The sequence below is a fragment of the Intrasporangium mesophilum genome (assembly GCF_054783095.1).
In genome coordinates, this window is sequence record NZ_BAAGRF010000027.1 from 187,781 (window position 1) to 204,022 (window position 16,242).

Genomic DNA, 16,242 nt, shown 5'->3' on the forward strand with positions numbered 1-16,242 from the left:
CCATGAGCACGCTCGAGATCAAGGGACTGACGGTCTCGGTCGAGACCGAGGACGGCCCCAAGGAGATCCTGCGCGGGGTCGACCTCACGGTGAACTCGGGGGAGACCCATGCACTCATGGGCCCCAACGGCTCCGGCAAGTCGACGCTGGCCTACAGCATCGCGGGCCACCCGAAGTACACGATCACCGGCGGCACCGTCACGCTCGACGGGCAGGACGTCCTTGCGATGAAGGTCGACGAGCGCGCCCGCGCCGGCCTCTTCCTCGCCATGCAGTACCCCGTCGAGGTGCCCGGGGTCACGGTGAGCAACTTCCTGCGCACCGCCAAGACCGCGATCGACGGCGAGGCCCCCAAGCTGCGCACCTGGGTCAAGGACGTCAAGGCGGCCATGGGCAACCTCCGGATGGACCCTGCCTTCGCCGACCGCAGTGTCAACGAGGGCTTCTCCGGCGGTGAGAAGAAGCGCCACGAGATCCTCCAGATGGAGCTGCTCCGGCCGAAGGTGGCCATCCTCGACGAGACCGACTCCGGCCTCGACGTGGACGCGCTGAAGATCGTGTCCGAGGGTGTCAACCGCGCCAAGGACGCCAACAACCTCGGTGTCCTGCTCATCACGCACTACACGCGGATCCTGCGCTACATCAAGCCCGACTTCGTGCATGTCTTCGTCGACGGCCGCATCGTCGAAGAGGGCGGCCCCGAGCTCGCCGACCGTCTCGAGGACGAGGGCTACGACCGATACGCCACCGCCGGCGCGACGGTGACGACGGAGGCCTGAGCCGGATGCCGGGTGACCTGCCGCTCACGGACGGGGAGCTTGCCGCGATCCGCGGCGACTTCCCGATCCTGGCGCGCACCGTGCGCGACGGCCGGCCTCTCGTCTACCTCGACTCGGGTGCGACCTCGCACAAGCCGAGGCAGGTCCTCGACGCCGAGCGCGCCTTCTACGAGCAGCACAACGCGGCGGTGCACCGTGGCGCACACCAGCTTGCGGAGGAGGCCACCGACGACTTCGAGTCGGCACGAGCGACCATCGCGGCATTCATCGGCGCTCCGGCCGACGAGGTGGTCTTCACCAAGAACGCCACCGAGGCGCTCAACCTCGTCGCCTACGCCTTCTCCAACGCGGCGCCGACGAGCGGGCCCAAGGACGCCCGGTTCGTGCTCGGGCCCGGTGACGAGATCCTCGTCACCGAGATGGAGCACCACGCCAACCTCGTCCCGTGGCAGGAGCTCGCACGCCGCACGGGTGCCACCCTGCGCTGGGTGCCGCTGGCTGCCGACGGGTCGCTCGACCTCACCGACCTGGACGAGCTGCTGACGTCGCGCACCAAGGTCTTCGCGTTCACCCACGTCTCCAACGTGCTCGGCACGGTCAACCCCGTGACCGACCTCGCCGCGCGAGCGCACTCCGTGGGGGCGCTCGCGGTCGTCGACGCCTGCCAGTCGGTCCCGCACCTGGCAGTCGACGTGGCGCGGCTCGGTGCCGACTTCATCGCCTTCAGCGGCCACAAGCTGTACGGCCCGATGGGGGTCGGTGTGCTGTGGGGACGCGCGGAGCTGCTCGAGGTCATGCCCCCGTTCCTCACCGGCGGCTCGATGATCGAGCTCGTGACGATGGAGCGGTCCAGCTACGCGCCCGCGCCACAGAAGTTCGAGGCCGGCGTGCCGAACGCCGCGCAGGCAGTCGGGCTCGCCGCCGCTGTCCGGTGGGTCGAGTCGATCGGCATCGACCGGATCAGCGCCCACGAGGCCCGTCTCGTGGAGCGGCTGCTCGTCGGCCTCGCGCAGCGGCCCTGGGTTCGCGTGGTCGGCCCACCTGTCGGGGTCCCGCGCGGCGGTGCCGTCGCCTTCGTCGTGGACGGCGTTCACGCCCATGACGTTGGCCAGGTCCTCGACGACCACGGTGTCGCCGTTCGTGTCGGCCATCACTGTGCCTGGCCGCTGCACCGCGCCCTCGGCGCGACGGCGACGACCCGCGCCTCGGTCGCGGTGCACAACACCGAGGCCGACATCGACACCCTGCTGGTCGCGCTCGACCGGGTGCCGGCGATCTTCGGCGTCGACGTGGCGGACCTCGATCCCGACGCAGACCTGGAGCCGACGCACGACGCACCGGCGCTGCGCGGCGAGGCCGCCAGGGAGGCAAGCTGACATGGACCTCTACCAGGAGCTGATCCTCGAGCACTCCAAGCGGCCCCACCACGCCGGCCTGCGTGAGCCGTTCGACGCCGAGGTGCACCACATCAACCCGACGTGCGGCGACGAGGTGACGTTGCGGGTGGACGTCACCGGAGAGGGCGCTGACGCCGTCGTCACCGACGTGTCCTACCGCGCCCAAGGATGCTCCATCTCGGTCGCGTCGTCGTCGGTGCTCGCCGACGAGGTGATCGGGCACCCGGTCCACGAGGCGCTCGCCACCTATGAGGCGATGCGCGCGATGCTCACCTCCAAGGGAACGATCGCCGGTGACGAGGACACCATCGGCGACGGCGTCGCCTTTGCCGGCGTCGCGAAGTATCCCGCACGAGTCAAGTGCGCCCTGCTCGGCTGGGCGGCCTTCACCGACGCCCTGGCCCGAGCCGGCGTCGATATCACCTCCACGAGTTCCGTTTCACCGCAAGGAGTTTCGTCATGAGCGAGACCAGCCAGGCAACCACTCCGACCAACGTCGCGGACGTCGAGGAGGCGCTGCGTGACGTGGTCGACCCCGAGCTGGGCATCAACGTCGTCGACCTCGGCCTCGTCTACGGCATCACGGTCGACTCGCAGTCCCACGCGGTCATCGACATGACGCTGACGTCCGCGGCCTGCCCGCTGACGGACGTGATCGAGGACCAGGCCGCGCAGGCCCTCGAGGGCCTCGTGGTGTCGCACCGGATCAACTGGGTCTGGATGCCGCCGTGGGGTCCCGACAAGATCACCGAGGACGGCCGCGACCAGCTGCGCGCCCTGGGCTTCAACCTCTGACGTGACGACGCGGGTCATCGAGGTCGACCCGGAGCGGTACGACCGGTGGATGGCCGGATTCGCCGAGCGTCATGGCGCCTTCGACGCCGTCGAGGAGACCTCTCCCGACGGCGTCGTCGTGTCCGCACGGGCGGCCGACGGTGCGACCGTGGTGGCGCGCCCGTTCAGGCACGACCCCCTCGGGGTCGTCCTCGTCCGCCGCGGCGGGTATGCCGTGGGGCTGGCTCGTGCAGGCCGGTTCACCGAGTCGAAGGTCGGGAGCCGCCACGTGCAGTCGCGCACCGCGGCTGGGGGCTGGTCGCAGCAGCGGTTCGCCCGGCGTCGCGACAAGCAGGCCGACGAGCTCGTCGATGCCGTCGTCGGGCACGCGAAGCGGGTGCTGCTGCGGGACGACGAGTCACCACCCGAGGGGGCGGACGGCATACCTGCCGGGCTCGTCGTCGGCGGCGATCGCGCACTGGTGCGCGCGGTGCTCGCGGCGTCAGCGCTGCGGGCGTTGAAGGGGCTCCCGGTGCGCGAGCTCTACGACCTGCCCGACCCGCGACGAGACGTGCTCGAGGCGGCGCTGCGGCGGGGGAGGGCCATCCGGGTCGAGCTGACCGAGCCCCTGCGCTGACGTCCCGGTCTCAGCTCACGGTGCTGGCGCCGAAGGTGTTGCACTGGTTGATGTCGCCGGTCCGGTAGCCCTGCGTGAACCAGTCCATCCGCGCCTTGGCCGAGCCGTGGGTCCACGTCTCCGGGGTGACCCTGCCCTGCATCTTCTCCTGTATGCGGTCGTCGCCGACGGCGGCCGCCGCGCTGAGCGCGGACTGGATGTCCTCCTCGGTGATCGGCTTGAGCAGCGGCGTGCCGTTCGCATCGGTGGTCTCGGTGGCGTGCTTGACCCACGTGCCCGCGAGGCAGTCGGCCATGAGCTCGGTGCGGACGGAGCCGGAGTTGGGGCCCTGGGGGTCCTGCTGTGCGCGGTTGAGCAGGCCGAGGAGATCCTGGATGTGGTGGCCGTACTCGTGTGCGATGACGTACTCCTTGGCCAGCTGCCCCCCGTTGGCGCCGAACTTGCTCTGGAGCTCCTCGAAGAAGCTCGCGTCGACATACACCTTCTTGTCGAGCGGGCAGTAGAACGGGCCGACCTGCGCGTTGGCCGTCCCGCAGCCCGACGGGGTCTGGCCCTGGTAGATCACCGTCTTCGCGGGCTCGTAGTTGACCTGGTACTTCGGCAGCGTGTCGGCCCAGTAGTCCTGGACGCTGTTGACCGTGGCGATGATGAGGCAGACGTCGTTGCGGTTCGCGTCCGCGCCGGTCTTGCACTGGGAGAACTCGCTCTGGTCGACCTGGCCGCCGGCAGCGACCTGCGCGGGCTGCAGCTGCTGAGAGGGCAGCCCGCCGGTCCCGGTGTCGGCGGAGTCGCCGATGCCGCCCCCGCCGAGCAGCGCCTTTCCGCCGAAGATGAGCACCAGGACGAGCATGATCAGCCCGCCGATGCCACCGCCGACCTGGATGCCGCCAGGGAAGCCGCCACCCCCACCGCCGAAGCCACCACCCCCACCGCCGCGGCCGCTCTCCACCTGCGAGGTGTCGAGCTGCGCGTTGTCGTTGAAGGTCATGCGGGCTCCTTGTGGGTGTCGGCCGACTGATCCGTTGGCTTCACCCTAGCCCGCGGCCTCAGGCGGGCGGCAGCGTCAGTGGACGACGACGGCGTCCGGCGTCGTCGTGGTCAGCCGCATCCGCACAGTGACCTCGTCGCCGACCCGCGGGGGAGCGAGGCCGGCCGGAAGGGCCAGCAGGCTGCACTGCATGTGGGGCGGCTCGACGAAGCGTGGCATCGTCCCGGCGATTGTGAACGGCGACCGCACCCGGTGGACCGCCTCGAGCGCCCCTTCCGCGACCGCGATGGCGCGGCTGCGGACGGTCGCCGCCGAGGACGGGCTCTCCATCGCGACCCCGTGCGAGGTCCCACCGCTGACGACGACAAGATGTCCGGCAGGGACCGGCCGCTGGCGGTACCCGGCGTGGGCGCCGCGGTCGACCGGACGGACGTCCAGGACGTGGGCGCGGACCTCGTAGGAGGCCGGGTCGGCGTACCAGAGGTCGGTGCCCACGCGGGGGCGGAACTCGTTGTCCGGGAAGCGGTTCGCCAGGGTCGCCAGCTCGTCGCGTGTGACGTGAGAGACGTACCAGTCGCGGACGTTCGGCACTGCGGCAACGAACCGGCTGATCTCCTCGACGTGCCCTGAGCCGAGGGGGAGGTGCAGCGTCACGCCGACGGCGTCCGCGTCCGCTGCCAGACCTGCGACGTCGGGGGCGGGGGCACCGAAGCGGTTCATCGAGGTGAGCCCTTCGACCATGACCCGGGCGTCGGGGTTCGCCGTGCGCAGGTCCGTGACGTCGTCGCGCGTCGTCACGGTGTGGACCACGCGCCTGTTGGCGAGGTCAGCAAGGTCGGCGTGGATCGCGCGGCGGTACGGCTCCATGACGAGGACGTCGCGGCCGAACGTCGCGAGCGCCTCCGGCAGCTCCGCGTAGGTCCCGATCGCGATGAGTTCCACGCCGAGGCGGCCGGACTCGGCGCAGAGCAGGTCACGGCCGAAGCCGTAGCCGTTGCCCTTGACGACCGGCACGAGCCCTGGGCGGTCTGCGACGAACCGGTCGTGGGCCGCGCGCCAGCGCTCGCCGTCGACGTGCAGCACGAATGACACGTCTGATCACCGCCGCTTCATGTAGAGGTCGAATGCCTTGTACAGCAAAGGGTTCAGGGGCAGGTCCCACTCACCCGCGAGCCGCACGGCCTCGCCGCCCGTGCCGACCTTGAACCGGATCAGCCCGATGTGCGGGTTGTCCTCGGCGACGGTGTTCGTGATGCCGCGCAGGTCGTAGACCGTCGCTCCGGCCGCGAGCGAGTCACGGAGCATGCGCCACTGGATCGCCGTCGAGCCCTGCAGCTCGCGCTTGGCGGCGGTGGACGCACCGTAGGAGTACCACGCGTGCTCGCCGACCCTGATCCAGATCGTCGCTGCGAGCACGTCGCCGTCGTGCTCGGCGAGGTAGACGCGGATCCGCTCGGGGTCCTCGGCCGACATGACGGCATACATGTGCTCGAAGTACGCGAGCCCGCGCGGGGTGAACCGGTCACGCTCGGCGGTCTCGGCGTAGCAGCGGTGGAAGGCCGGGAGGTCCGACGCGTCACCGACGCGCACGTGCACGCCGTTCTTCTCGGTCTTCTTGATGTTCCGGCGCCAGAGCTGGTTCATTCCGGCGAGCAGGTCTGCCTCGGTGCGCCCGGCCAGGGGCACCTGGAAGACGTACTCCGGCTGCCCGGCGGCAAAGCCGTCGTCGGCCGACAGGTGCCGGAAGCCAAGCCGCCGAAGCGTGTCGACGACCGCCGTGCCGACCGGCTCGGTGACGTCCGGCGCGGCCTCGTCGTAGCGACGGACAGCGGTGTCGGCGATCGCCTCCTTGATCGTCGCGGTGTGCCAGCGGTGGGTGGCCACCGGCGGCCCGATCCGGAGCGCGAACGCCCTCTTCCGCTTGAGATGGTCACGCAGCGCTCGGAGCAGCTCGACCAGGCGCGGTGAGGACCAGTCGATGGACGGTCCCTCGGGGACGTAGGCCAGGAAGCGCCCGACGCGCGGCAGCGAGCGGTAGAGCACGAGTGCGGCCCCGACCATGGTGCCGTCCTCGAACCAGCCCACCGAGCCGTGCCGCCAGTCCTGCTTCACCTCACCCCATGCCGGGGTCTGCAGGAAGCTCGCCGACGGCTGCTTCTGCAGCCACAGGAGATGCTCCTCGGCGGAGATGTCACGAACGGTGATGGGCGCGTTCACGGTCGCTCACGCTACCCGAGGGGCGTGGTCGGGCCCGAAACGAGGCGCCGGGGGTCGTCCGTTGGCACGGGTCTGGCGTCCTGCCTCAGACGCGGATCGGGGCGAGCAGCCGGTGCGGCTTCCGGAGGGCGGCCGAGATCTCCGAGCGTGGCGGAGCCATCGACGCTCCTGGACCGGGGAGGGTCTCGAGGTCGCCAGGCGGCGGCAGGATGTCGCAGGTCGGGCAGCGGCCGGCGACGTCGAGGTCAGTGCCGCACGGCGCGTGGCGGAAGAGGCGGCGTGGCCCGTGGGTGGAGGTCTGAGCATCCCCCCACTGGACGAGGGCATACATCGCCGGCCACAGTCCCCGACCAGCGTCGGTCAGGACGTACTCGTCCCGTCCGCCATGCGCGACGCGCTCCATCACGCCGGCCTCGACGAGTGCTGAAAGGCGTTGGGTGAGAACGGCTTTGGAGATGTCGAGGCGGCGGGCAAAGTCGGTGAAGCGACGGATCCCGAACATGGCGTCCCTGACGATGAGCAGCGTCCACCGCTCGCCGACGATCTCGAGGGCGCGGGCCAGGGAGCAGTCCTGGCCGAGGTAGTCAGTGCCGAGAGCCATGGAATACATCCTAGGCTATGGTCTGTTGACCAGACTAATCCGCCGCGCAGGCGGGACGGCATACCTGAGGAGTGCACCGTGAACACGCCACCCCGGACCACCACCCGCAGCGCGGAGCGGCCCGCCGCAGGGCTCGATGCTGCGGAGGAGACCATGCCCGGTGAGCCCGAGTCGGGGACCGCACCCGGGTCGGAACCAAGGCCCGTGACGCCGGGAGAGCCGCGTCGGGCACTCGTCCTGGCCGCTCTCGGCACGATGCTCGCGCTGGTTGCGTTCACGTCTCCCATCGCGACCCTCAACGCGGTCAGCCTCGACCTCGGCGCGGACATCTCCGGACGCACGTGGATCCTCAGCTCGATGGGGATCGGGCTCGGGGCAGCCCTGCTCACTGCGGGCACTCTCGCCGACGACCGCGGTCGCCGTCGGGTCCTGACCGGAGGGCTCGTGCTCCTCGCGGCCGCATCGGTGGCCGGCGCTCTGGCACCGACGACCATGGTCCTCGTGCTCGCCCGCGTGGCGCAGGGCATCGGTGCCGCTGCTGTGGTCGCCGCCAGCCTCGGGCTGGTCGCCCACTGGTTCCGTGCCGGCCACGAACGCGCGGCCGCGAGCGGCGTGTGGGGAGCCAGCGTTGGCGCCGGCATCGCTTTGGGGCCGCTGCTCTCGTCGTACCTCGAGCAGTGGGCGACGTGGCGCGACGCATTCTGGGTCGTCGCCGTCGCCAGTGTGGGGCTCGCGGCCTGGGGTCGACTGCGCCTCGTCGAGGTCCGGTCGGCGACGCCGCGCGGGCTCGACGTCCCGGGTGCCCTTCTGCTTGCCGCGTCGATGACCACCTTCCTGGCTGCCCTCGTCGAGGGTCGGCAGGGCTGGGCGAGCCCGACGGTCGTGGTCCTGCTCGCCGTGGCGGTGGCCGCAGGTCTCGGGTTCCTGCTCGTCGAGCGGACGAGCGGGTCGGCCATGATCGACCTGTCGCTGTTCCGCAGCCCGCGGTTCGTCGCTGCCACGGCCGGCGCGTTCGCGACCGGTGCCGGCATCATCGGCCTGCTGTCCTTCATGCCGGCCTTCCTGGGTCTGGCCTTCCGACTGCCGGCCACCGAGGCGGCCCTGCTCTTCCTCACCTGGTCAGGGTCCAGCGTCGTGATGGCGCTGCTGGCCCGACGGCTCCCGGCGAACGTGACGGGACGGGCGCGGCTTGCCGTGGGGCTCGTCGGCGTCGCCGTCGGGCAGCTCCTGCTCTTCGGGCTCACTTCTGGCACCACCTGGCCGCGACTGCTGCCGGGCCTGGTCGTGGCCGGGGTCGCCAGCGGGCTGCTCAATGCCGCCCTGGGCCGCGAAGCCGTCGCCAGCGTGCCGGCCGAGCGCGGGGGCATGGGCAGCGGCGCCAACAACACCGCCCGCTACGTCGGCTCCGCAGTCGGCGTGACGGTCGTGTCGGTGGTCGTGGCCGCCCACGCGTCGATGCCGCCGGCAGCCGGGCTCATCGCCGGGTGGAACGTCGCGGCGATCGCGACCGCCGCCATCTCGCTCGCGGGCGCCGGCATCGTGCTCGCTGCGCGCGAGCCGAAGCAGGGGGTCGTCCCGGCCGCGGGATAACGCGTCGAGACCACCTGGTCAGCGCTGGCAGAATAGAGGGGTTGTCCGGCCGGGACGGAGTCCGGCACATGAGAGAGGTATGCCGTGATCGTCGCCACCGGGATCGAGCTGCGCGCTGGGGCTCGCCTGCTCCTCGAGGATGCGAGCTTCCGCATCGACTCCGGCGACCGGATCGGGCTGGTCGGCCGTAACGGCGCCGGCAAGACGACCCTGACGAAAGTGCTCGCGGGGGAAGGGCAGGCGGCAGCCGGCACGGTCACCCGCACCGGGGCGGTGGGCTACCTGCCCCAGGACCCGCGCACCGGTGACCTCGAGGTGCTGGCCCGCGACCGCATCCTGTCGGCGCGGGGTCTCGACGTGATCGTCCGCCAGCGCGCCGAGGCCGAAGCCCGGATGGCGAGCGAGGACGACAAGGTCCGCGAGAAGGCCATGCGCAAGTACACCCGCCTCGAGGTCGAGTTCGAGACCCAGGGCGGGTATGCCGCCGAGTCGGAGGCGGCAGCGATCGCCAGTGCCCTCGGACTCGAGGAGCGCGTCCTCAACCAGCCGCTACGAACGCTGTCGGGTGGTCAGCGACGCCGCGTCGAGCTCTCGCGGATCCTCTTCTCCGGCAACGAGACCCTGCTGCTGGACGAGCCGACGAACCACCTCGACGCCGACTCGATCGGGTGGCTGCGCGACTACCTGCGCGCCTACAAGGGCGGTCTCATCGTCATCAGCCACGACGTCGCGCTGCTCGACGAGGTGGTCAACAAGGTCTACCACCTCGACGCCAACCGCTCCGCGCTCGATGTCTACAACATGGGCTGGAAGACATACATCCAGCAGCGCGAGACCGACGAGCGGCGCCGCAAGCGCGAGTTCGCCAACGCTCAGAAGAAGGCGAGCGCGCTGCTTGCGCAGGCCGACAAGATGCGCGCGAAGGCGACCAAGGCGACCGCCGCGCAGAACATGGCCCGCCGCGCCGAGCGCTTGATGGCCGAGGTGGAGGGCGAGCGAGTCCAGGACCGGGTCGCCCGGCTGCGGTTTCCCAAGCCGGCGCCGTGCGGAAAGACCCCGCTGCGTGCCTCGGGCCTCTCGCGGTCGTACGGCTCGCTCGAGGTGTTCACCGACGTCGACCTCGCGATCGACCGGGGCAGCAAGGTCGTCGTGCTCGGGCTGAACGGCGCGGGCAAGACCACGCTGCTGCGAATGCTGGCCGGGGTCGACGCGCCGGACACCGGCGAGGTCGAGCCGGGCCACGGCCTCAAGCTCGGCTACTACGCGCAGGAGCACGAGAACCTCGACGTCGACCGCAGCGTGCTCGCGAACATGAAGTCGGCGGCGCCCGACCTCGGTGAGACCGACGTCCGCAAGGTGCTCGGTTCGTTCCTCTTCTCGGGAGACGACGTCGAGAAGCCCGCGGCCGTGCTGTCGGGGGGTGAGAAGACCCGCCTGTCGCTGGCCATGCTCGTGGTCAGCTCGGCCAATGTGCTGCTGCTCGACGAGCCGACGAACAACCTCGATCCGGCCTCGCGGGCCGAGATCCTCGGCGCGCTCTCGACCTACGAAGGCGCAGTGGTCCTGGTGACGCACGACGAGGGCGCGGTCGACGCTCTGGAGCCGGAGCGGATCCTGCTCCTGCCCGATGGCGTGGAGGACCTCTGGGGGCCTGACTACAAGGATCTCATCGCGCTCGCCTGATTCATAAGCACTTGTGATGGATCACATGATGGACGGTTATTGTATTTGGTCGGCGCGGTCGGCACTCTGGTCACCATGCCGATCGACCACCTCACCTGCCCGTACTGCGCGGGTGACGACCTGACGCCGTTCCCGGACCCGACCTCTGCGTGGTCGTGCCTGGGCTGCACGCGCGTCATCCGGGTGGAGACCGTGCAGCCCGCCTCGGTGACCGGCTGGGGAGTCCTGCGGGTCATCGCACCGCGCCGCACCGCCGCGGCCGCCTGAGGCGGGCCTCGGTAGCCTGCGAGGCATGACGCATCCGCACCTTCGGGTGGAGACCGACGGCCCGGTCCGCACCATCACCTTGGACAACGCTGCGCGCCGCAACGCGCAGACGCCCTCGCTCTGGACCGCCTTGGCGCAGGAGGCTCGGGCGGTGCCCGACGAGGTGCGCGTTGTCGTGCTGACCGGCGCGGGCCCGGCCTTCTCCGCGGGGATCGACACCGCCATGTTCACCCCGGCGGGAGTGCCGGGCGAGCAGAGCCTGGCTGAGCTGGCCCAGGGCGGTCCGAGCAGCATCCAGCGGGGCATCGCGGCATACCAGGACGGCTTCACCGCCTGGGGCGAGTGCCCCGCCGTCGTGGTCGCCGCCGTCCAGGGGTATGCCATCGGCGCGGGCTTCCAGCTCGCGCTGGCGGCGGACCTGCGGGTGGCCACAGCGGATGCTCGGTTCGCGATGCGCGAGACGAGCCTCGGTCTGGTCCCTGACCTGGGCGGCACCAAGCCTCTGGTCGACCTCGTCGGGTACGCCCGCGCGCTCGAGATCTGTGCCACTGGGCGCTTCGTCACCGCCGACGAGGCCCTCGCGATGGGTCTGGTCAACCTCGTCGCACCAGCGGAGGGCCGCGAGGGCCTCGACGCCGCCACCGGGGCGCTCGTCGAGGCTCTCCTTGCCGCGCCGGCTCACGCGCTGCGCGCGCTCAAGCCGCTCCTTCGGTCAGCGGTGACCTCCGGCCGCGGGCAGCAGCTGGCGACCGAGCGTGAGGCGCAGACCGGCCTGCTCCTGTCGCTGCTGTCCGAGCCGACCGCCTGACCTGACCTGCCCCATCCGAGCTGCTGAGCTGCTCAGCTGGTCGGGCTCAGGTCGCCCCTGGCGCGCCGAGCGGGAATCGCTGTCGGTGCCGGGGAGTTTGATGGAGGAGAGGAAGGAGGCCCTGGCTTTGGGCATGCAGCCGTGGATGGCGATGCGGTCGATGTCGCGAGACTCGTCGGTCGCCGAGAAGACACTGGCGCCGGGCACCCGGCGACGGGTCCTGTCGTATGCCGCTCCGTACCGCGGGTCGATCATCGGCTTCCTGGTGGTCGTGGTCATGGACTCGGCCCTGGTCGTGGCCGTCCCGCTGCTGCTCAAGCGGCTCGTCGACGACGGTGTCATCCCGAAGGACTCCGGGGTGGTCGTCCGCCTGGCGGCGCTCGTGGCGGCCATCGCGATCCTCGACGCGGTGCTGACGATCGTCTCGCGGTGGTACTCCTCGCGGATCGGTGAGGGCCTCATCAACGATCTCCGTACGGAAGTCTTCGCACATGTGCTGCGTCAGCCGATCGCCTTCTTCACCCGCGCCCAGACCGGCTCCCTGGTCACCCGGCTCAACAGCGACGTGATCGGCGCCCAGCAGGCGTTCACCTCGGTCCTGTCCAACGTCGTGTCCAACATCGTCACCGTGGTCCTCGTCGTCGGCGCGATGCTCGCGCTGTCGTGGCAGCTCACCGTCGGGTCCCTGCTGCTCGTGCCGCTGTTCCTCTTCCCCGCCAGGTTCATGGGCCGTCGGCTGGCCACGCTCGCGCACCGGCAGATGCAGCTCAACGCCGACATGGGATCGCGCATGGCCGAGCGTTTCAACGTCGCCGGCGCGCTGCTCGTCAAGCTCTTCGGCACCCCGGCCCGCGAGGAAGCGGAGTACGCCGAGCGGGCCGGAAAGGTCCGAGACATCGGCGTCGAGATCTCCATCAACCGGGCGGTCTTCATGGTCGCCCTCGGCCTGGTGGCCGCTCTGGCAACGGCGATGGTCTACGGCTTCGGCGGCGTCATGGCCGTCAACGGCACACTGTCCGTGGGCACGCTGCTCGCCCTTGCGGCCCTGCTGGCGCGCCTCTACGGGCCGCTCACCTCGCTGTCCAACGTCCGCGTCGATGTCATGACGGCCCTCATCTCGTTCGAGCGTGTCTTCGAGATCCTCGATCTCCAGCCGCTCGTCAAGGAGAAGCCGGGAGCGGTCGACCTACCCGCGGGTCCGCTGGACGTCGAGATCGACCAGGTGTCTTTCGGCTACCCGTCGGCCGACGAGGTGTCACTGGCCTCGCTCGAGTCGGTCGCCTCGGGTGACCGTCGGGGGAGCGGGGAGGTCCTGCACCACGTCTCGCTCACCGCCCGGGCAGGGTCGCTCGTCGCACTCGTCGGACCGTCCGGCGGCGGCAAGACGACGCTGACCTCACTGGTGGCCCGCCTGTACGACCCGACGTCCGGCACCGTGAAGGTCGGAGGAGTCGACCTGCGGGACGCGACCATGTCATCCCTGCGCGACCGGGTCGGCGTGGTGACACAGGAGGCGCACCTGTTCCACGACACGATCCGGGCGAACCTCCTCTACGCACGGCACGACGCGACCGACGAGGAGCTGGATGCGGTCCTTCGGGCCGCGCAGATCGGCGACCTCATCGACGAGCTCCCAGAGGGCCTGGACACGGTCGTCGGCGACCGCGGCCATCGTCTGTCCGGCGGCGAGAAGCAGCGGCTCGCGATCGCCCGGCTGCTGCTCAAGGCCCCCGACGTCGTCGTTCTGGACGAGGCCACCGCGCACCTGGACTCCGAGTCCGAGGTCGCCGTGCAGCGAGCCCTCGACGCCGCCCTCGAGGGCCGCACCTCGATCGTCATCGCGCACCGGCTGTCGACGATCCGCCAGGCCGACCTCATCGTCGTGCTCGACCACGGCCGCGTCGTCCAGACGGGCCGGCACGCGGAGCTGCTGGCGGCGGGCGGGCTCTATGCCGACCTGCACGCGACCCAGTTCGACATCGGCGAGGCCGCTTCGACCGTGGCCTGAGGGCGCCGGAGTCACCGTGTGCACGTCGGGCTCACCCGGCGCTGCTCAGGCGTCCTCCTCGTCCCAGATCCGCACCTTCTTCGGCTTGGTCGGCTTCGTTGGTGAAGGAGCCGCCTGCGAGCCCGGGCCCTCCAGCTCGGCCTCGCGGGTCGCGAGCTCGTGACGGATCGCCCAGAACACGAAGATCAGCCCACCGGGCATGAACAGCCACCACTGGAACGCGTAGGCCTGGTGCGGGCCGAGGTCCTCCTCGGGCTTCGGGAGCACGACGACCGGGTGGTCGCCCCGGAACGCTGCGGGCTGTTGCGAGCCGAGCACGACATATGCGTCGACGTTCGAGAGCGAGCCGAGCTGGGCTCGCGCGTCGTCGATGCTGATGCTGGCCAGCTGTGGCCGGGGCAGCTCGCGACCGAGGCTCGGCTCCCCGGTCCGCAGCCATCCGGTCACCTCGACCGGCCCCACCGGAGGCGAGTCCGTTCCCGGGGTCGCCTCGGCGTTGTCGCCGTTGGGCACCCAGCCACGGTCGACCAGCAGCGTGAGGCCCTCGCCGGTCGTCACCGGGGTGAGGACCTCGAAGCCGACCGTGCTGTCGAGCGTCCGGTTGCGGACGAGCAGGTCCGAGCCAGCGGCATACGTGCCGGTGAAGGTCACTCGCGTCCACTGCTTCTCGGGCGTGAGGCCGCCCGCCAGCGGCACCTGGGACAGCGGCACGGGCCGTGACTGGTAGTTGGCCGCGATCGCGTCGACCTTCGTGCGCTGCTCGAGGTACCGGTGCCACTGCCACAGGCCGAGGTAGAAGCAGGCCACCGCGAAGGCGATCGCGAGGAGGGTCCCCACGAGCCATCGCCGAGTCAGCCAGAGTCGAAGCACGGATCGACGGTACCCCGGCTTAGAGTGGTGCTCATGACCCGCCTTCCCGATCCGACGGTTCGGCCGGCCGGCTTGGTCGACCAGTTCGGCCGGGTGGCCCGCGACCTGCGCGTGTCGGTGACCGACCGATGCAACCTCCGCTGCACGTACTGCATGCCGGCCGAGGGCCTGCCCTGGATGCCCAAGGCAGAGATGCTCACCGACGAGGAGATGCTTCGCGTCATCGGGCTGTTCGTGCGCGACGGTGTGACCCAGGTGCGCCTCACGGGTGGCGAGCCGCTGCTGCGCCGGTCGCTCGTCGAGCTCGTCAGCGGGATCGCCGCTCTCGAGCCGCGGCCCCGCATCGCGATGACGACCAACGGCGTCGGGCTCGAGCGGGTGGCGCACGGGCTGGCCGCCGCGGGGCTCGACCGCGTCAACGTCAGCCTCGACACCATCGATGCCGAGACCTTCACCCAGCTGACCCGCCGCGACCGCATCAACGACGTCGAGGCCGGCCTCAAGGCGGCCGCGGATGCCGGGCTCACCCCGGTCAAGGTCAACGCGGTGGCCATGCGCGGCATCAACGACGAGGCCGTGGCCGACGTCCTCGCGTGGTGCCTCGAGCGCGGCTACGAGCTGCGGTTCATCGAGCAGATGCCCCTGGACGCCCAGCATGCATGGGACCGCGGCGACATGGTCACGGCCGACGAGATCCGAGCCCGGCTCTCCGAGCGCTGGGAGCTCACACCCCTGCCGCAGAGCGAGCGGGGGAGCGCGCCGGCAGAGCGGTTCCTCATCGACGGCGGCCCACGCACCGTCGGCATCATCGCCAGCGTGACCGCGGCGTTCTGTGCCGCCTGCGACCGCACCCGGCTCACAGCCGACGGACAGGTGCGCAACTGCCTGTTCTCGAACACCGAGACCGACCTGCGCACCCCGATGCGCGACGGCGCCACCGACGACGAGCTGCTCGACCTCATCCGCGGCGAGATGTGGCGCAAGAGGCGTGGCCACGGCATCGGCGACGCGGGGTTCGTGCAGCCGGAGCGGCCGATGTCGGCGATCGGCGGCTGATCACAGCCTGAGGTTCACGAGCAGGCGCCGACGGCCGTCAGCCGTCCGCCGCCGTCAGCTGCTCGACCGGGATGACCTCGATGAGGAACCCGCGTATCGCGACGAAGTCCGCCAGAGACTGACGGTGGTCGTCGCACGCGAGCCACACCTTGCGACGGTCGGCCGCGTGGAGCTTCGGGTTGCGCCACACGACGGCATGTCTGGCGGCCGCACGGCACCCTTTCGCGCTGCAGACGTGGTCCGACGCGACAGTCTCGGCCTCGCTCACGGCTCGAGGCGGTTGGTGTCGTCCGGGGCAGGTGTGACGTGCTCGAAACGCCCTTCCTCACCGGGCCTGACGGCGTTCGCGATGACGACCGCGAAGTAGGGGATCGCGACCGCGCCGATGATCGCGGCCCACCGCAACCACCCCGAGGTGACGAAGACGAGACCGAAGCACGCCACCCGGATCCCCATCATCGTGAGGTACCGCTTGACCCGCTTGTCCTGGTCGTCGGTCGACGCCGTCGGCGCCGAGGTGACGGTGTGCACCACGGGCTCGTTCTTCGGTCTTGCCACGCCTCCACC

18 protein-coding genes are annotated in these 16,242 nt (G+C 70.7%); 11 read left to right on the top strand and 7 right to left on the bottom strand.

The genetic code is table 11. The features are described from left to right. Positions 1 to 2: 2 nt before the first annotated feature. From sufC to ACYVLP_RS19120, 5 genes are read left to right on the top strand one after another with little or no spacing between them, the layout of a single operon-like run. Entirely contained in the window at positions 3 to 779 is a 777-nt protein-coding gene (sufC, locus tag ACYVLP_RS19100; RefSeq protein WP_460628909.1) for a Fe-S cluster assembly ATPase SufC, read from the top strand. Positions 780 to 784: 5 nt separating this feature from the next. Next, the gene (locus tag ACYVLP_RS19105) at positions 785 to 2,155 is read left to right on the top strand and encodes a SufS family cysteine desulfurase (RefSeq protein WP_460628910.1); all 1,371 of its coding nucleotides are present in this window, start codon (positions 785 to 787) and stop codon (positions 2,153 to 2,155) included. Between the two features lies 1 nt (position 2,156). Further along, positions 2,157 to 2,639 carry a Fe-S cluster assembly sulfur transfer protein SufU gene (gene sufU, locus ACYVLP_RS19110; RefSeq protein ID WP_460628911.1) on the top strand — a complete coding sequence of 161 codons (483 nt, stop codon included), beginning with the start codon at positions 2,157 to 2,159 and terminating at the stop codon, positions 2,637 to 2,639. Continuing rightward, positions 2,636 to 2,971: a metal-sulfur cluster assembly factor gene (locus ACYVLP_RS19115; RefSeq protein WP_452269505.1), complete on the top strand. Its 336-nt coding sequence runs from the start codon at positions 2,636 to 2,638 to the stop codon at positions 2,969 to 2,971. The genes sufU and ACYVLP_RS19115 overlap by 4 nt, the downstream gene beginning before the upstream one ends. Position 2,972: 1 nt before the next feature. After that, positions 2,973 to 3,587 (top strand): acVLRF1 family peptidyl-tRNA hydrolase, encoded by a 615-nt coding sequence (locus ACYVLP_RS19120; RefSeq protein ID WP_460628912.1) that lies wholly within the window; start codon positions 2,973 to 2,975, stop codon positions 3,585 to 3,587. 10 nt (positions 3,588 to 3,597) lie between these two features. Here ACYVLP_RS19120 and ypfJ read toward each other — a convergent pair whose 3' ends face one another. The 4 genes from ypfJ to ACYVLP_RS19140 form a co-directional block, all read right to left on the bottom strand. Continuing rightward, entirely contained in the window at positions 3,598 to 4,575 is a 978-nt protein-coding gene (ypfJ, locus tag ACYVLP_RS19125) for a KPN_02809 family neutral zinc metallopeptidase (RefSeq protein ID WP_460628913.1), read from the bottom strand. A gap of 75 nt (positions 4,576 to 4,650) precedes the next feature. Beyond that, on the bottom strand, positions 4,651 to 5,667 hold the full coding sequence (locus ACYVLP_RS19130) for an alanine racemase (protein WP_460628914.1): 1,017 nt from the start codon (positions 5,665 to 5,667) through the stop codon (positions 4,651 to 4,653). Between the two features lie 6 nt (positions 5,668 to 5,673). Further along, positions 5,674 to 6,792 carry a lipid II:glycine glycyltransferase FemX gene (locus ACYVLP_RS19135; protein ID WP_460628915.1) on the bottom strand — a complete coding sequence of 373 codons (1,119 nt, stop codon included), beginning with the start codon at positions 6,790 to 6,792 and terminating at the stop codon, positions 5,674 to 5,676. Positions 6,793 to 6,877: 85 nt separating this feature from the next. Continuing rightward, entirely contained in the window at positions 6,878 to 7,393 is a 516-nt protein-coding gene (locus tag ACYVLP_RS19140; RefSeq protein ID WP_460628916.1) for a winged helix-turn-helix transcriptional regulator, read from the bottom strand. A gap of 78 nt (positions 7,394 to 7,471) precedes the next feature. Between ACYVLP_RS19140 and ACYVLP_RS19145 the strand changes: the two genes are divergently transcribed. The 5 genes from ACYVLP_RS19145 to ACYVLP_RS19165 all read left to right on the top strand — a co-directional run bounded on the left by ACYVLP_RS19145 (position 7,472) and on the right by ACYVLP_RS19165 (position 13,749). Then, on the top strand, positions 7,472 to 8,983 hold the full coding sequence (locus ACYVLP_RS19145) for an MFS transporter (protein ID WP_460628917.1): 1,512 nt from the start codon (positions 7,472 to 7,474) through the stop codon (positions 8,981 to 8,983). Positions 8,984 to 9,067: 84 nt separating this feature from the next. Beyond that, positions 9,068 to 10,666, top strand: coding sequence for an ABC-F family ATP-binding cassette domain-containing protein (locus ACYVLP_RS19150; RefSeq protein ID WP_460628918.1), 1,599 nt, complete (start codon positions 9,068 to 9,070; stop codon positions 10,664 to 10,666). Between the two features lie 75 nt (positions 10,667 to 10,741). Then, entirely contained in the window at positions 10,742 to 10,933 is a 192-nt protein-coding gene (locus ACYVLP_RS19155; RefSeq protein WP_460628919.1) for a hypothetical protein, read from the top strand. 25 nt (positions 10,934 to 10,958) lie between these two features. Further along, entirely contained in the window at positions 10,959 to 11,741 is a 783-nt protein-coding gene (locus ACYVLP_RS19160; protein WP_460628920.1) for an enoyl-CoA hydratase/isomerase family protein, read from the top strand. A 100-nt stretch (positions 11,742 to 11,841) separates the two neighbouring features. Next, complete coding sequence (locus ACYVLP_RS19165) at positions 11,842 to 13,749, top strand: ABC transporter ATP-binding protein (RefSeq protein ID WP_460628921.1); 1,908 nt, start codon at positions 11,842 to 11,844, stop codon at positions 13,747 to 13,749. A 45-nt stretch (positions 13,750 to 13,794) separates the two neighbouring features. Here the strand turns inward: ACYVLP_RS19165 and ACYVLP_RS19170 are convergent, their stop codons facing one another. Beyond that, positions 13,795 to 14,619: an SURF1 family cytochrome oxidase biogenesis protein gene (locus tag ACYVLP_RS19170; protein ID WP_460628922.1), complete on the bottom strand. Its 825-nt coding sequence runs from the start codon at positions 14,617 to 14,619 to the stop codon at positions 13,795 to 13,797. 33 nt (positions 14,620 to 14,652) lie between these two features. Between ACYVLP_RS19170 and moaA the strand changes: the two genes are divergently transcribed. Then, the gene (gene moaA / locus ACYVLP_RS19175; RefSeq protein WP_460628923.1) at positions 14,653 to 15,675 is read left to right on the top strand and encodes a GTP 3',8-cyclase MoaA; all 1,023 of its coding nucleotides are present in this window, start codon (positions 14,653 to 14,655) and stop codon (positions 15,673 to 15,675) included. Between the two features lie 37 nt (positions 15,676 to 15,712). Here the strand turns inward: moaA and ACYVLP_RS19180 are convergent, their stop codons facing one another. Together ACYVLP_RS19180 and ACYVLP_RS19185 are read right to left on the bottom strand one after the other, a co-directional pair. After that, positions 15,713 to 15,943, bottom strand: coding sequence for a hypothetical protein (locus ACYVLP_RS19180; RefSeq protein ID WP_460628924.1), 231 nt, complete (start codon positions 15,941 to 15,943; stop codon positions 15,713 to 15,715). Then, entirely contained in the window at positions 15,940 to 16,233 is a 294-nt protein-coding gene (locus ACYVLP_RS19185) for a DUF3099 domain-containing protein (RefSeq protein WP_460628925.1), read from the bottom strand. Before ACYVLP_RS19185 ends, ACYVLP_RS19180 begins: the two co-directional genes overlap by 4 nt. Between the last annotated feature and the right edge of the window lie 9 nt (positions 16,234 to 16,242).

Excerpts from the sequence above, each read along its gene's own strand:
- ACYVLP_RS19160 (WP_460628920.1), top strand. The coding sequence starts at position 10,959 with ATGACGCATCCGCACCTTCGGGTGGAGACCGACGGCCCGGTCCGCACC.
- ACYVLP_RS19165 (WP_460628921.1), top strand. The coding sequence starts at position 11,842 with ATGGAGGAGAGGAAGGAGGCCCTGGCTTTGGGCATGCAGCCGTGGATG.
- sufC (WP_460628909.1), top strand. The coding sequence starts at position 3 with ATGAGCACGCTCGAGATCAAGGGACTGACGGTCTCGGTCGAGACCGAG.
- ypfJ (WP_460628913.1), bottom strand. The coding sequence starts at position 4,575 with ATGACCTTCAACGACAACGCGCAGCTCGACACCTCGCAGGTGGAGAGC.
- moaA (WP_460628923.1), top strand. The coding sequence starts at position 14,653 with ATGACCCGCCTTCCCGATCCGACGGTTCGGCCGGCCGGCTTGGTCGAC.
- ACYVLP_RS19115 (WP_452269505.1), top strand. The coding sequence starts at position 2,636 with ATGAGCGAGACCAGCCAGGCAACCACTCCGACCAACGTCGCGGACGTC.
- ACYVLP_RS19155 (WP_460628919.1), top strand. The coding sequence starts at position 10,742 with ATGCCGATCGACCACCTCACCTGCCCGTACTGCGCGGGTGACGACCTG.
- ACYVLP_RS19105 (WP_460628910.1), top strand. The coding sequence starts at position 785 with ATGCCGGGTGACCTGCCGCTCACGGACGGGGAGCTTGCCGCGATCCGC.
- ACYVLP_RS19140 (WP_460628916.1), bottom strand. The coding sequence starts at position 7,393 with ATGGCTCTCGGCACTGACTACCTCGGCCAGGACTGCTCCCTGGCCCGC.
- sufU (WP_460628911.1), top strand. The coding sequence starts at position 2,157 with ATGGACCTCTACCAGGAGCTGATCCTCGAGCACTCCAAGCGGCCCCAC.